Origin of the sequence: Paenarthrobacter nicotinovorans (assembly GCF_021919345.1) — a bacterium.
Classification (GTDB): Bacteria; Actinomycetota; Actinomycetes; order Actinomycetales; family Micrococcaceae; genus Arthrobacter; species Arthrobacter nicotinovorans.
On the sequence record NZ_CP089293.1, the window covers coordinates 1,438,144 to 1,452,966 of the forward strand.

The window sequence follows — 14,823 nt, forward strand, 5'->3', positions numbered from 1 at the left end:
GATCATGGGGGATCTAGCAATAGATTTCTGTGGGGAATGGTACGAACCATCCGACGAGGACGTCTTTGACATCGGCCGCGAAGGTGACCTGGAAGTAGACGACAACCCGTACCTGCATCGCCGCTTCCTGCAGATTGCCCGTTACGACGGAATCTGGTGGCTGAGCAACGTTGGCAGCATGCTGTCGGCCACGATCGCGGATGGCTCCGGAGGCATGCAGGCATGGCTGGCACCGGGTGCCAGGATCCCGTTGGTGTTCAGCCACACCAACGTCATTTTCACCGCGGGCCCCACCACCTACGAGTTTGCGGTACACCTGAAGACGCCGTCTTTCCGGCACGAGGCACGCGAGGAAGACCAAGCCGGGGACACCACCATTGGCCCCGTGGTCTTCACCGATTCACAAAAAGCACTCATCGTGGCCCTCGCCGAGCCGATGCTTCGCCGGGAGGGTACCGGTTTCAGCGCCATACCGTCTTCTGCGGAGGCCGCCAAACGCCTGGGCTGGGCCCTGACCCGTTTCAACCGCAAGCTGGACAATGTGTGCGACAAGCTCGACCGCGTTGGCGTCGTGGGTCTTCGCGGTGGAGCCGGCAAATTGGCCACCAACCGCCGGGCGCGCCTGGTGGAGCATGCCGTGACGTCCCATCTGGTGACGCCGGCTGACCTGCATCTTCTTGAGAAAATGAGTGAGGTCGACGAAGGATGAAGTTCCGCCTGACATTGCGGCGTGACCCTGCGGAAGCAAAGGACCTCGCCGTAACCGTGGACGGCCGCGCCACCGTGGCCGACATCGCCACCGAGCTGTGGGCTGCCGACCCCGCACGCAAGGGCACCGAACCGCCGTCGAACCTGTCCATCAGCGTGGACGAAGCGTTCGTCGGCGGTGGCTTGTCCGGTCATGTCCTCAGGCCCACGGAGAACCTCCTGGAATCGGGCCTTCGCCCGGGTTCCAAGGTTTCGCTGGCGCACGTCAGTGAGGAATTCGCCTCCAACGGCCACGGCACCAACAGGGGCCCAGCCGCGGCGACGTTGCGTGTCATGTCAGGGCCCGACGTCGGACGCGAATTTTCGCTGCCGTTCGGCACCAGCTACATCGGCCGGGACCGGGACGCCGACATCCGGCTCTCCGACCCGCTCACCTCCAAGCGCCATGCGCGCATCACCGTGGGGGAGACGGTGGAGATCGTGGACACGAACTCCGCCAACGGTCTCCTCATGGACGGCCTGCCGGTAACGCGGGCCACGCTCGCATCATCGGACACCGTGACGCTGGGCGACACTACGGTGGGCGTCGTCTCCCTCTCCCGGAACCACGGTGGCGGCCCGTCGTCGCCACTGGTGGATTTCAATCGCTCGCCGCGGGTGCTGCCTCGGTTTGAATCGCCCAAGCGGGTTCCACCAGCTGGTCCGAAACGGCCTGAACACCAGCCGTTCCCGTACATCATGCTGGTTGCCCCGCTGCTGATGGGCGGCGTGCTCTTCGCGGTAACCCAGAACCTCCTGTCCGTGCTCTTCATGGCGATGATGCCGCTGTTCATTGTGGGCCACTACGTGGATCACAAGATGCAGGGCAAGCGCCAGGCGAAGGAAGGCCACAAGCAGTTCAAGGCCGCCATGCTGGCATTCCGCGAGGACATCGACAAGCAACAGAACATTGAGCGCGCCGTCCGGCTCCAGGAAGCGCCCTCGGTGAGCGATACCGTGGACGCGATCTACAAGCTCGGGCCCTTGCTGTGGACCAACCGTCCCGAGCACCAGCACTTCCTGGGCGTCCGTTTCGGTTTGGGCTCTGCGCCTTCGCGCATTCCCTTCGATGAGCCTGCCGCCAACGCGACAGAGCCGCAGTACATGCGCGAAATCCAGGAGTGCCTGCAGCAGGTGCGCGTCATTGAGGGCGTGCCGATCGTGTCACAGCTGCGCACTTCCGGTTCCTTCGGCGTTGCGGGGGACCGCAGTGTGGTTGATGACGTAGCCCGGGGTATGGTGCTCCAGTTGGTGGCCCTCCATTCGCCTGCCGAGGTGGTCCTGACCGCCTTGACGTCGCCGCGTTCGCGTGAGCGCTGGGATTGGTTGCAATGGCTCCCGCATGTCGGTTCAGGCCACAGCCCCCTTTCGGGTGACCACCTTGCGGCCGGCCCTGGCGCGGGCGCTGCCCTGTTGTCCCGCCTGGAAAACCTCGTGGAAGAGCGCGAGTCCCTGTCCAAGGAACCGGGCCCCCAGCCGCGTCCGGGCCTCAAGGACGAGAACCAGGAAATCCCGTCTCCCGTAGTGCCCGCCGTGCTGGTGATCGTGGAGGATGACGCTCCCGTGGACCGCGGCCGCCTGACCAGGCTGGTTGAACGGGGTCCGGACTACGGTGTGCACGTCATGTGGGTGGCGGCAAATGTGCAGTCCCTTCCGGCCGCGTGCCGCGACTTCCTGTCCGTCGACGGCGACCACGGCACCACTACGGGCCAGGTCCGCCTGGGCCGGCACACCTACCCGGTGAGCTGTGAAAGCCTCGACGCCGATCTCGCCACGCAGCTGGCGCGCATGATGTCGCCGCTGGTGGACGTGGGCAACCCGCTTGAGGACGACTCCGACCTCCCGCGCGCTGTCTCCTACGCCACGTTGATCGGCAAGGAGCTGATGGACAACCCGCAGGCCGTCGCCGAGCGGTGGCAGGAAAACAACTCAGTACACGCCACGGCCGTTCCCAACCGTAAGGACAACGGAAGCCTCCGTGCCCTCGTGGGATCCAAGGGCGTGGAACCGTTCTACCTGGACCTGAAGAACGAGGGCCCGCACGCGCTGGTGGGTGGAACCACCGGTGCCGGCAAGTCCGAGTTCCTGCAGTCATGGGTCATGGGCATGGCGGCCGCGTACAGCCCGGACCGCGTCAGCTTCCTCTTCGTCGACTATAAGGGCGGTGCGGCTTTCGCCGACTGCCTGCACTTGCCCCACACTGTGGGCCTGGTAACGGACTTGTCCCCGCACCTGGTTCGCCGGGCACTGACTTCCTTGCGGGCCGAGCTGCATTACCGGGAACGTCTCCTGAACCGCAAGAAGGCCAAGGACCTGCTGGCTCTGCAACGCGAGGCCGATCCCGAGGCTCCGCCCTACCTGATCATCATTGTCGATGAGTTCGCGGCCCTCGCCACCGAAGTTCCCGAGTTCGTTGACGGGGTGGTGGATGTGGCGGCCCGTGGACGGTCCCTGGGCCTGCACCTCATCCTTGCTACGCAGCGCCCCGCCGGTGTCATCAAGGACAACCTGCGTGCCAACACCAACCTCCGTGTCGCGCTGCGCATGGCTGACGAAGTGGACGCCGTGGACATTCTGGGCGTCCCCACGGCCGCGTACTTTGATCCGTCCATTCCCGGCCGTGGTGCCGCGAAGACGGGACCGGGGCGCATTCAGGGGTTCCAGACCGGATATGCCGGTGGCTGGACCACCGAGAAACCGCAGCGTCCCAGGATCGACATCGTGGAGATGGCCTTCGGGTCCGGACCTGTGTGGGAGCCGCCGCTGGAAGCCCAGGTGGAAGAAGAACCCGCCGGCCCGAACGACATCGCGCGGATGACGGGAAACATCATCCGGGCAGCCGATGTCCTGTCCATTGCCCCGCCACGGAAACCGTGGCTCAACGAGCTCGCCACAACCTACGATTTCTCCAAGCTCCCCAATCCGCGCACCGATGAGCGGCTTCTGTTGGGCGTTGCCGATGACCCCGCGCACCAGGACCAGCCCACCGTGTTCTACGAACCGGACAAGGACGGCAACATGGCCGTCTACGGTACGGGTGGATCCGGCAAGTCGGCAGCGTTGCGGGGTATCGCGATCGCGGCAGCGGTAACTCCCCGTGGCGGACCGGTACACGTCTATGGGATCGACTGTGGCTCCTCGGGCCTGAAAATGCTCGACGGCCTTCCCCACGTTGGCGAGATCATCAATGGTGACGACGTCGAGCGTGTAGGGCGCCTTTTGCGGTGGCTCAAGGAAGTAGCCGACGACCGGGCAGCGAGGTTCGCCGAAGTCAGGGCCTCCACCATTGTTGAATACCGCCAACTGGCGAACCGGCCGGAGGAGAAGCGCATCTTCATCCTGGTGGACGGTATGTCCTCTTTCCGGGAAAGCTATGAGTACAGCAACCTCTCCGCGCTGTGGGATATCTTCCTGACCCTGGCAACCGATGGCCGTCCCCTGGGCATCCACCTCGTCGTCAGCGGTGACCGCACCAATTCCGTTCCGGCGTCGTTGCTTGCCTCCATCCAGAAGCGACTGGTGCTGCGGCTCAGTTCTGAAGACGACTACATGACCTTGGACGTCCCCAAGGATGTCCTGAACGCTGCCTCACCTCCGGGCCGCGGACTGCTGGACGGCCTCGAAGTCCAGCTCGCCGTGTTGGGCGGCAACTCGAACCTGGCTCTGCAGGCCCGTGAAGTGTCCAAACTGAGCCAGGCAATGGTTCGCCAGGGCCTCGAGCAGGCACCCCAGATCCAGCGCCTACCGGAGCTTGTGGATCTGGATATCCTGCCCATCGGCGCTCCGGACAACCCCGTTATTGGTGTCGACGACGAAACGCTGGGTTCAGCGGCCATCGCCGCCAAGGGTTCGCTCCTGCTGGCAGGCCCTCCCGGCTCGGGCCGGACGGTCGCGCTGGTCACGTTGGCCTACGCCCTGCGGCGCTCCAACCCACGCACCGACCTTATCTACATCGGCTCGCGCCGCTCGGCGGTGGCATCGTTGAACATCTGGAGCCGGTCGCTGGTAGGAGCCGATGAGGTCTCCGACGTCATCGACGACCTCGTTGACAAGGCTTCCGACAACCCGGGCAGCATGGCCATCTTCATTGAGGGCCTGACCGAGTTCACGGACACATTGGCCGAATCCGGGGTTGGCCGGCTGGTCACCGCTGCCATCAAGGCAGACCAATGGGTGGTTGGCGAGTCCGAAACATCCACCTGGTCCCAAGCCTGGTCTTTGGCGCAGCCATTCAAGTCCGGACGCAGGGGCCTCCTGCTCAACCCGGGGGACGTGGAAGGGGACACGCTCCTGAACACTTCCCTGGGCCGCATCAGCAAGGATTTCATCCCGGGCCGCGGGTACATCGTGGGTCGAGGAAAGGTCCGCAAGCTGCAGATTGCCATGCCACCGGAAAACCGCAGCTAGGAGGCCGTTGGGCTTGAATGTCGGTGGCTTGCGGCAAGATAGACCTGTGAGCACACCAGAAACTGCGAATCCGGTAGAAACCACAGGTGACCACTCCCCGGCTGTTGCCGTGGAGGGGGAGGGAGCACCGCCCGCGGAGTCCTTGCGGGACGAGCATGAGCAATTGGCAGACCTCGTCCGCAAGTACCGGTATGCGTATTACCAGGAGGACTCGCCCACGGTTTCCGATGCGGAGTTCGACGAACTCTACCGTCGCCTCGAGGAACTCGAAGCTCTCCACCCGGAACTCGTCACCAATGATTCCCCCACCCAGGAAGTGGGCGGGGAAGTCTCCTCGGCGTTCGCTGCCGTGGAACACCTGCAGCGCATGTACAGCTTGGATGACGTCTTCTCCTTGGAAGAACTTGAGGCCTGGGTCCGGAAGGCCGAGGCTTCCGTGGCGAAACTCGGGGAAAGCGTTCCACCCATTGCGTGGCTGACGGAGTTGAAGATCGACGGGCTCGCCGTGAACCTGCTGTACCGGGACGGCAAACTGGTCCGTGCCGCTACACGTGGCGATGGCACCACCGGTGAAGACATCACCCATAACGTGCTCACCATCAAGGAGATCCCGCGGGAACTCAGTGGCTCCGGATTCCCCTCGGAAGTGGAAATCCGTGGGGAGGTGTTCATTCCCTCCAAAGCGTTCGTGGAGTTCAACGAGACACTCGTGGCCGCGGGCAAGGCGCCCCTCGCCAATCCGCGCAACGCCGCGGCCGGTTCATTGCGCCAGAAGGACCCGGCCGAGACAGCCAAGCGACCCCTGAGCATGTACGTGCACGGCATCGGTGCGCGCGAAGGTCTGGAAGCGAAGAGCCAGTCCGGGACCTACAAGCTGCTGGAGCAGTGGGGTCTCCCGGTCAGCCCCTACCTCAAAGTGCTCGGCTCCTTTGAGGAAGTGCTTGAGTTCATCGCCCATTACGGAACTCACCGTCACGACCTTCAGCATGAGATCGACGGCATTGTGGTCAAGATCGACGACTTCGCCACCCAGCGCGCCCTCGGGTACACCTCCCGAGTCCCCAGATGGGCCGCAGCGTACAAGTACCCGCCGGAGGAAGTGCACACCAAGCTCCTGGACATTGCGGTCAACGTTGGGCGCACAGGACGCGTGACTCCTTTTGGATTGATGGAACCCGTAAAAGTGGCCGGCTCCACAGTGGGGATGGCCACCCTGCACAACCGGGATGTGGTCAAGGCCAAGGGCGTCATGATCGGCGACATCGTGATCCTCCGCAAAGCCGGCGATGTCATCCCGGAAATCGTGGGGCCCGTGCTGGCACTGCGCGACAAGCAGGATCCTCCGGTGCGCGAATTCGTGATGCCCACCGAGTGCCCGTCCTGTGGCACTCCGTTGGCACCGGCGAAGGAAAGCGACGTGGACATCCGTTGCCCCAACGCCAAGTCCTGCCCTTCCCAACTCCGTGAGCGCGTGTTCCACCTGGCCGGCCGCGGTGCTTTCGACATCGAAGCCCTGGGCTGGGAAGCCGCCATCGCACTCACCCAGCCGGCAGAGCCCGAGACCCCGCCCCTGACGAGCGAGGCCGGCTTGTTCAGCCTGACCCGTGAAGCCCTGGCGGACGTGAAGATCCGTCGTGAAAAGCGTTCCAAGGGTGTGGGAACCGGTGAATACGAGCTCGTTCCGTACTTCTACACAAAGGGAACAGCCAAGTCGCCGTCGAAGCCCACAGCCACCACGGAGAAGCTCTTCGCTGAGCTGGAGAAGGCCAAGAAGCAGCCACTGTGGCGCGTGCTGGTGGCTCTGTCCATCAGGCACGTAGGTCCTACGGCATCCCGGGCCCTGGCCACCGCCTTTGGCAGCATGGACGCCATCCGCAGCGCCACTGAAGAGCAGATTGCCCATGTTGACGGCGTAGGCCCTACCATCGCGGCGGCACTCAAGGAATGGTTCGCTGTGGACTGGCACAACGACATCGTGGACAGCTGGGCTGCAGCCGGAGTGCGGATGGAGGACGAGCGGGATACCTCAATGCCGCGGACCCTTGAGGGACTCACTGTCGTCGTCACCGGAACCCTGCCGAATTTCAGCCGGGATGAGGCCAAGGAAGCCATCATTATCCGCGGCGGCAAGGCCTCCGGATCCGTTTCCAAAAACACCAGCTACCTGGTGGCCGGCGAGAGTGCCGGCACCAAACTGGACAAGGCCGAGCAACTGGGTATTCCGGTGTTGGATGAGGACGGATTCCGTGAGCTGCTGGCCAACGGACCGGCCAAGACCGAAGCAGAGCCCGAAGCCGAAGCAGACCCTGAAGCCACAGCGGCGGAGGCTGAAACAGAATGACGGACACCACAGAGTTACTGGCCGTTGCCAGGCGCGCCGCAGCCGCAGGGGCTGCCGTGCTGGCCGGGCGCTCGGTCAGCGGTACGGCAGGCCACGGCCTGGAGACCACCAACAAGGGCGAGGCCGGCGACTGGGTCACCGCCTTTGACGAGGCGGCGGAGAATGCGGTCCGCGAGGCGATCCTGTCCGAACGGCCCGATGACACCATCACGGGGGAGGAGCACGGAACCACGCGTCCCGCGGAGCCTTCCCGCTACCGATGGTCCATCGACCCGCTGGACGGGACCACCAACTTCATCCGGAACATTGTCTACTACGCCACCTCGGTTGCCGTGGCGGATTCCGACGGCGTATGGCTGGCCGGCGTCGTTCACGCACCTGCCTTGGGACGCGTGTACTCAGCAGCCCGGGGCCAGGGAGCGGAACTGGAAACCGGAGGGCAAACCATCTCCTTGTCGGGGCCCGTGCCGGGCCGGACAGGGCTGATCCTGGCCACCGGTTTCAGCTACGATCCCCTGACCAGGGCCGATCAGTCGGCAGGTCTGGCTGAGCTCATGGAGGGGTTCGCGGATGTGCGCCGCCTGGGCTCCGCGGCGTTGGATCTTTGCCTGGTGGCAGACGGGACCTTCGATGCCTACGGTGAGCGTGGCTTGAACGAACACGACTTTGCCGCGGGTGCGTTGATCGCAGAAGAAGCGGGGTGCTGGGTTCGCCGGCCCAGACTGAGGAGTCCGCTGGATGGAGGGCCCAGCACGGAGGATCGCCTGGCGGCGTGGATGTGTGCTGGTGCCTTGGAACTTTCCGGCAAATTCCCCTTGTGACGGAATTTCGCCGTGACCCGGGTTTCCCTGTGATCCGACTTCCCCGGAGGAAAACCGTTCCGTGATCAAAACACTCGCCATCGCCAACTACCGCTCCATCCGGGATCTGGCCATCGAGCTTCACGGCCTGGATGTCGTGACCGGGGCCAACGGCAGCGGCAAGTCGTCGCTGTACCGGGCCCTGCGGTTGTTGGCCGAATGCGCCGGGGGAGACTCCGGAAACGTGGTGGGCTCCCTGGCCAGGGATGGCGGTTTGTCATCGACACTCTGGGCAGGGCCGGAGAACATCAGCGACGCCATGCGCCGGGGTGAAGTTCCTGTCCAAGGCACTGTCCGCCGGGAGTCCGTGAACCTGAAACTGGGCTATTCCGGGGACGAATTCGGCTATCTGGTGGATCTTGGCATGCCGGTGCCCGGCGGCATCGGATTTGACCAGGAAACCGGTCGCCCGAGGCCTTCGGCGTTCGGACTCGATCCCGAAATCAAGCGGGAGCAGATATTCTCAGGGCCGGTCGCCAGGCCTGGCTCCTTGTTGGTGGACCGTAAAGGAAGCCTGGCCAGGCTCCGTGACGCCGAGGGCCAATGGACCGAGCTGTCGCGCCGCCTGGATACCTTCCAAAGCATGCTCACGGAAGTGTCGGACCAGGACCGGGCACCGGAGGTACTGCGGGTTCGGGACTCGGTCCGTTCATGGCGCTTCTATGATCATTTTCGGACCGACACGGACGCACCGGCCCGCCAAGCCCAGATCGGGACCCGTACCCCTGTGCTGCACCACAGCGGCAAGGACCTCGCGGCCGCGCTCCAGACCCTCCGCGAGGTGGGTTTCGAGCAGAAACTGGACGCCGCCGTGCACCATGCCTTTCCCGGAAGCCGGCTGGAGATTGCGGTCAATTGACGGCAGGTTCAGTGTGGAGCTGAAACAGCCCGGAATGCTCCGGCCCATGAAAGCCGCGGAGCTCTCCGACGGAACCCTGCGTTTCCTTCTGCTCACTGCCGCTTTGCTGACTCCCCGGCCGCCGGAACTCATGGTGCTCAATGAACCGGAGACCAGTCTCCATGTTGACCTGATGCCGGCGCTGGCCGGACTGATTGTCCAGGCCAGCGCCTACAGCCAGGTGATCGTGGTGACGCACTCCGAAGCCCTGCTCACGGCACTCCGGGCCAGCGGGTCGGCACACGAGCACGAACTCTATAAGGACATGGGCGAGACCAGGATCAAGGGCCTCGGCGCGCTTGAGGGCCCATCGTGGAGCTGGCCAAAGCGGTGATCACCACAGTGGATGGACTGGACTGGACTGGATGGACTGGACTAGAAAGCCGAACCGATGGAGGTCAGCTCCTGCGCTGCAGTTCCGGCGTAGCGGTTGACGGGCCGTTCCAGACCGTAATGTCCGCGCAGCGTGGAGGCCGTGTACTCGGTGCGGAACAGACCGCGCTCCTGCAGGATCGGCACCACTTGGTCAACAAAAACTTCCAGGCCGGAAGGCAGGACCGGAGGCATGATGTTGAAACCGTCAGCCGCGCCGGCATGGAACCACTCCTGGATGGCATCCGCAACCTGTTCCGGCGTGCCGGTGAACGTCCTGTGGCCCCGGCCGCCACCGAGCCGGGCAATCAACTGTCTGACGGTCAGTTGCTCCCGGCGGGCCAGTTCGACGATCAGTGTGTACCGGCTCTTGGCTCCTTCGATGTCGTCCTCCGACGGCAGGTCGGCCGGCAGTGGCCGGTCCAAGGGAAGGTCCTCGGGTGAAAGCCGCAGTGTCCGGGCAAGCTGCTCGCGCGCGTACTCGGGCTTGATCAGGTGATCAAGCTCCCGCTCCAGCTTGAGGGCCTCGGCTTCGGTTGAACCGATCACCGGGACGATGCCGGGCAGGATCTTGATCCCCTCCGGATCGCGTCCCGTAGCCGCGGTGCGTGCCTTCAAGTCCGAGTAGAAGTCCTGGGCATCTGCCAGCGTCTGATGTGCTGTGAAGACGGCTTCGGCATACTGCGCCGCCAGGTTCTTTCCGTTTTCGGAGGACCCTGCCTGGACAATCAATGGGTGCCCCTGCGGTGACCGGGGGACGTTGAGGGGTCCACGGACCCGGAAGTGCTTGCCTTCGTGGTCAATGACGCGGATCTTCTTATCGTCGCCCCACACTCCGTCGGCCTTGTCGGCAAGAATGGCGTCGTCGTCCCAGCTGTCCCAGAGCTTTTGCGCCACTTCGATGAACTCGGCTGCCCGTTCATAGCGGACTGCGTGTGCGGGCTGGTCGTCAACTCCGAAGTTCCGTGCCGCGTCAGGGCCGGCCGTGGTCACCACGTTCCACCCCGCGCGTCCGCCGCTGACCCAGTCCACGGAGGCGAAACGGCGTGCGAGGTTGAAGGGGTCGTTGTAGGTGGTGGAGGCGGTAGCGATGAGGCCGATCTTTTCCGTGGCCGTGGCGATGGCTGTCAGGAGCACTGTCGGTTCGAGTTTTCCGGCCGGCCGCCGGCCTACCTCGCCGAAGAGGACAGGCGAGTCGGCGAAGAAGATGGAGTCCAGCTTCCCCCGTTCCGCGGTACGGGCAAGGTGCTGGTAGTGCTCTATTTTGGTCGAGGCAAAGGGGTCGCTTTCCGGAAGGCGCCATGAGGCCTCATGGTGTCCGGTGCTCATGAGGAAGGCGTTGAGGTGCAGTTGGCGGTCTGGCGGGGTCATGGTTTCTCCTCGGTTCAGGACGGTGTGGGGGCGGGTGTGTGGCAACATAAGCACGTCCGCGAAGAGCACCGCCAGCAGCCCGACATGTGCCCGCAACAGCGCGAAACCGGGGTTCACCGGGCGCAACGGAACGGCATTGAACGCCACGGGAGGCAACAGAAAGGCGCCGCGGGAGGTTCCGCCACACGGCTGCGCAAGTCGGCCATCCGGCGTCGTGCTGTGACCAGAGGTGATAGTTCCATCACGGAAAGCCGCCTTTGGTGACCTGGATGGGTGGGGCGCGACTACCATTGGTAGGTGCTTTCGCCGATTACCGTCCGTCCCGCCCTGCCCGAAGACTACGACGCCGTTGCCCGGATTACGCAGGACTCTTACGTCACCGCGGGGTACTACGGCGATGCCGACCACCCGTACCTGCAGAAGCTTCAGGACGTGGCCGGCCGCGCAGAGCACGCAGATATCCTGGTGGCTGAGCGCAACGGCGAGGTCATCGGCTCCGTCACGGCTGCTCCGGCCGGCGGGGGTTTTTCGGACATTGGCCTTGAGGACGAGTTGGAACTGCGCACCCTTGTGGTGGATCCGGCTGTCCAGCGCTCCGGCGCGGGGCGCGCCTTGGTACAGGCCGTCGTCGACCAAGCCAAAGCCATGGACGGTATCAACGCCGTGTCCTTGACCACGGGCGCCACCTGGGAAAGCGCCAACGCGTTGTACGCCCGCACCGGCTTTGACCGCGCACCGCATCGCGACTGGTTCGTGCCCGGCACCGACATAAAACTGTTCGTTTACAGGCTCGAGCTCGGGCAGTCATAAAGTTTCCTTCGAAGCGCCGGTCACCGGGCCGGGCGCAACGACAGGAAGGCGCGACATGCGCAAGACATTCGGTACGGGTTCGGTCTGGGAGCAGACCCTTGGCTACTCCCGCGCAGTCCAGGTGGACAACACCCTCTTCATTTCGGCGACGGCTGCCAGCGGGACCGTGGACGGCAAACCGGCGATTGTGGGCGACGGCTTCTACTCCCAGACCAAGTACATCCTCGAAAAGCTGGGGACGGTCCTGGAAGACGCCGGTTTCTCCTACGAAGACGTGGTGCAGTCCAAGCTGTACCTGACGGACATCAGCAAGTGGGAAGATGCCGGCCGCGCGCACGGCGAGGTCTTCGGCGAGATCCGCCCGACGCTCTCACTGGTCCACGTACTGCCGTTCCTGGATCCGGAAATGCTCGTGGAGATCGAGCTGGTGGCCCAGAAGTCCGCGTAGCAGCGCGGCAAACCGGATTTGTGGGCTGCCGGGTCAGCCCGGAATGCCGTAGCGGTGTTCCGGGCGGCCGGTGGTTCCGTAGCGCAGTTGGATCTCGACGGCGCCGTCGTCCGCGAGCGAAGACAGGTACCTTTGCGCTGTGGCCCGGGAAACGCCAACCCGTTCCGCGACCTCCGCGGCGGAGTACTGTTCGCCGGGGAGCAGGGATTCCAGGACTGCAGCCTCGGTGGCGGACCGCGGTTTCGCAGCAGGAGCGACGTCGCCGGGAATCAGGGAACGCTTGGCCCGCTCAATGGTGGTCTGGTCGATGGCGGTCTGCTGTCCCAGGATCCGGCGATAGCGGGCATAGGACCTGAGCTGCTGCGATAAGGACTCTGCAGTAAATGGCTTGAGCAGATACCCCAAAGCGCCCCTGCGGAAGGCCACTTTGATGGACTGGGCATCGGAAGCGGCGGTGAGCATCACGGCGTCCACGTCCAGTTGGCCCAGGAGATCCAGCCCGGATCCGTCGGGCAGGTAGACATCCAGCAGCACAAGGTCCGGCCGCAGGCTGTGGATCGCCTGGAGTGCCTGGGACACAGATCCGGCCGGAGCCAGGGCCATGAAACCCGCCACTGAATCCACGTATGCAGCGTGGAGCCGTGCCACGTGGAAGTCGTCATCCACGATCAGCACCCTCAGGTCCTCAGCCACCGTTGTCCTCCCTCATCGTTGAGCCGGATCCGGTGGTTCCGGATCCGGCGCCGTCCATCACTCCGGGGATGGTGGCCATGAACACTGCACCGGGCCCTCCTGCGGTTCCCGGTTCCAAGACGCGGACATCGCCGCCGCGCCGACGCGCCAGCTGCCGTACCAGCGCGAGCCCCAAACCCTGTCCGGCCCCCGGACGTGACGGTTGCTCCGCCGTCGTGAAGCCCTCAGCGAAAACCTCTTCGGGTTCCAGGCCACCCAAGCCGTCGCCGGAGTCCGCCACCACGATGTGCAGCGCGCCGCCGCCGGGGCTTTGCTCGTCCAGCAGTTCGATGTCCACCCAGCGCTCCGCGGCAGACCCGGCGACGGCGGCGCTCACTGCGTTGTCGATCAGGTTGCCGAGCACGGTGGTGACGTCCTGGGGGTCTGCCACGTGCCCGCGCACCAGGGTTTCGGGGCCGATCCGCAGGGCGACGCCGCGTTCGGAAGCTTCCACGCCCTTGGCGCCGACGAAGGCCTGGAGGTAGGGATCCTGCAACAGTTCGGCTTGCTCCACCGGGAATTTCAACGGTCCGGTGGCTGAGATCCTGGCCAGGTACTCCTTGGCGGAGTCGTACTGGCCGATGCTCATGAATCCGGCGATGGTGTGCAGCTGGTTGGCGAATTCGTGGCGCTGGGCACGGAGCGCGGTGGACATGGTGCCTACAGCATCCAGTTGCCGGGTCAGCTGCTGCAATTCGGTGCGGTCGCGCAGCATGACCACCCAGCCGAGGTCTTCCTTCCGGTGCCACGCCTTGCGTGCGCTTGCCACGAGGACCCGTTCGCCCGCCACGATTTCAACGGCTTCGGCGTCCCGCGCTGCCGGCCGCGTGAGCTGCTTGAGTTGTTCCGGGACGTTGGCCGAGGTCCAGTCCTGGCCGGTCGCATCAGGGATGTCCAGGAGCCTGGCAGCGGCTGCATTGAATACCGAGATGCGGCCGTCGGCCGCGATGCCGATCACGCCATCATCCACGCCCTGGAGCACAGCAACCTGGTCATGGACCAGGGTGCTGATCTCTTCAGGTTCCAAGCCGAGGGTGAGCCGCTGGAGCCGGCGGCGGAGCAGGAACGAGGCAAGGACACCGGCGAGCAGGGCGCCGCCGGCGGTGAGGGCGATGGGCGCGATGTCCCGCACCAGGCTCTTTGTCAGGGACTCCACGGAGTATCCCACGCTGACTTCGCCCACGATTGTGCCCGGGGCGTCGGGGGAGTAGACGGGCACTTTGGCACCGGCGGAAGGCCCCAGTGTGCCGGTATTGCGTGTGGTGATTTCTTCGCCGGCGAGGGCCACTGAGGGATCGGTGCTGACCCGTTCACCGAGGCGTGCGGTGTCCGGGTGCGCGAGCCGCAGCCCGGTTTCGTCCGTGATGACGACGAACAGCGCGCCGGTCCGGACCCTGGCTGCTTCCGCCGCGTTCTGGAGGGGGCCGGCGGCGAGGACGTCGGGCGGCGGGGTGCCCTCTTCTTTGCTGATGGCCTGGACGTCCGCGCGGATGTCCGGATCGGCGGCAACTGTCCTTGCCAGGGTCAGGGCCTGGTTTTCTGCTTCGTCACCGATCCGTTCATACACCAGCCAGGCGTGGACGATGCCGCTGAGCAGGACTACCAGCAGTACGACCCCGAGCTGGAGGAGGAGGGTCTGGGTGGAAAAGCGCATGCTGGTTCTGTTGTTGCGGGGCACCGTCACTCCTTTCCTCCAGATCCATTGAAGCATTGAGCATAATGCGCAAAACGTTCGCAACGAGCAGTATTCCCAACAATTCCCGGAAACCCCTGCCAGTGACGGACGCCACCCTAATGTCTGTAGTGCGCATCACACCGACGTGGCGCCATTCACAGT

Annotated in this window: 9 protein-coding genes and 1 pseudogene; 7 read left to right on the plus strand and 3 right to left on the minus strand. The window is 64.6% G+C overall.

Annotation, left to right across the window (positions count from 1 at the left end; genetic code table 11):
- The first annotated feature begins 4 nt into the window (after positions 1-4).
- The 5 genes and pseudogenes from JMY29_RS06725 to JMY29_RS06745 all read left to right on the plus strand — a co-directional run bounded on the left by JMY29_RS06725 (position 5) and on the right by JMY29_RS06745 (position 9,587).
- On the plus strand, positions 5-709 hold the full coding sequence (locus JMY29_RS06725) for a hypothetical protein (RefSeq protein ID WP_018777412.1): 705 nt from the start codon (positions 5-7) through the stop codon (positions 707-709).
- The gene (locus JMY29_RS06730; protein WP_189075848.1) at positions 706-5,154 is read left to right on the plus strand and encodes an FtsK/SpoIIIE domain-containing protein; all 4,449 of its coding nucleotides are present in this window, start codon (positions 706-708) and stop codon (positions 5,152-5,154) included. The genes JMY29_RS06725 and JMY29_RS06730 overlap by 4 nt, the downstream gene beginning before the upstream one ends.
- Before the next feature lie 46 nt (positions 5,155-5,200).
- Positions 5,201-7,495 (plus strand): NAD-dependent DNA ligase LigA, encoded by a 2,295-nt coding sequence (gene ligA, locus JMY29_RS06735; RefSeq protein ID WP_189075847.1) that lies wholly within the window; start codon positions 5,201-5,203, stop codon positions 7,493-7,495.
- On the plus strand, positions 7,492-8,316 hold the full coding sequence (locus JMY29_RS06740) for an inositol monophosphatase family protein (RefSeq protein WP_189075846.1): 825 nt from the start codon (positions 7,492-7,494) through the stop codon (positions 8,314-8,316). The genes ligA and JMY29_RS06740 overlap by 4 nt, the downstream gene beginning before the upstream one ends.
- Positions 8,317-8,377: 61 nt before the next feature.
- A pseudogene (locus tag JMY29_RS06745) lies at positions 8,378-9,587 on the plus strand (AAA family ATPase).
- Positions 9,588-9,628: 41 nt separating this feature from the next.
- On the opposite strand, the gene JMY29_RS06750 reads toward JMY29_RS06745, so the two are convergent.
- Positions 9,629-10,996, minus strand: coding sequence for an LLM class flavin-dependent oxidoreductase (locus tag JMY29_RS06750; protein ID WP_189075845.1), 1,368 nt, complete (start codon positions 10,994-10,996; stop codon positions 9,629-9,631).
- Between the two features lie 297 nt (positions 10,997-11,293).
- Here JMY29_RS06750 and JMY29_RS06755 point away from each other — a divergent pair, with 297 nt between their 5' ends.
- The gene (locus JMY29_RS06755) at positions 11,294-11,806 is read left to right on the plus strand and encodes a GNAT family N-acetyltransferase (protein WP_055975024.1); all 513 of its coding nucleotides are present in this window, start codon (positions 11,294-11,296) and stop codon (positions 11,804-11,806) included.
- A gap of 55 nt (positions 11,807-11,861) precedes the next feature.
- Complete coding sequence (locus JMY29_RS06760) at positions 11,862-12,254, plus strand: RidA family protein (protein WP_018777419.1); 393 nt, start codon at positions 11,862-11,864, stop codon at positions 12,252-12,254.
- Positions 12,255-12,287: 33 nt separating this feature from the next.
- On the opposite strand, the gene JMY29_RS06765 is transcribed toward JMY29_RS06760, so the two are convergent.
- Positions 12,288-12,947, minus strand: a complete 660-nt coding sequence (locus tag JMY29_RS06765) for a response regulator (RefSeq protein WP_018777420.1) — start codon at positions 12,945-12,947, stop codon at positions 12,288-12,290.
- Positions 12,940-14,640: a sensor histidine kinase gene (locus tag JMY29_RS06770; RefSeq protein ID WP_189075844.1), complete on the minus strand. Its 1,701-nt coding sequence runs from the start codon at positions 14,638-14,640 to the stop codon at positions 12,940-12,942. The genes JMY29_RS06765 and JMY29_RS06770 overlap by 8 nt, the downstream gene beginning before the upstream one ends.
- Positions 14,641-14,823: the final 183 nt, after the last annotated feature.

Coding starts and splice junctions, on each gene's coding strand:
- JMY29_RS06725 (WP_018777412.1), top strand. CDS start 5: ATGGGGGATCTAGCAATAGATTTCTGTGGGGAATGGTACGAACCATCC.
- JMY29_RS06760 (WP_018777419.1), top strand. CDS start 11,862: ATGCGCAAGACATTCGGTACGGGTTCGGTCTGGGAGCAGACCCTTGGC.
- JMY29_RS06730 (WP_189075848.1), top strand. CDS start 706: ATGAAGTTCCGCCTGACATTGCGGCGTGACCCTGCGGAAGCAAAGGAC.
- JMY29_RS06740 (WP_189075846.1), top strand. CDS start 7,492: ATGACGGACACCACAGAGTTACTGGCCGTTGCCAGGCGCGCCGCAGCC.
- JMY29_RS06750 (WP_189075845.1), bottom strand. CDS start 10,996: ATGACCCCGCCAGACCGCCAACTGCACCTCAACGCCTTCCTCATGAGC.
- JMY29_RS06770 (WP_189075844.1), bottom strand. CDS start 14,640: ATGCGCTTTTCCACCCAGACCCTCCTCCTCCAGCTCGGGGTCGTACTG.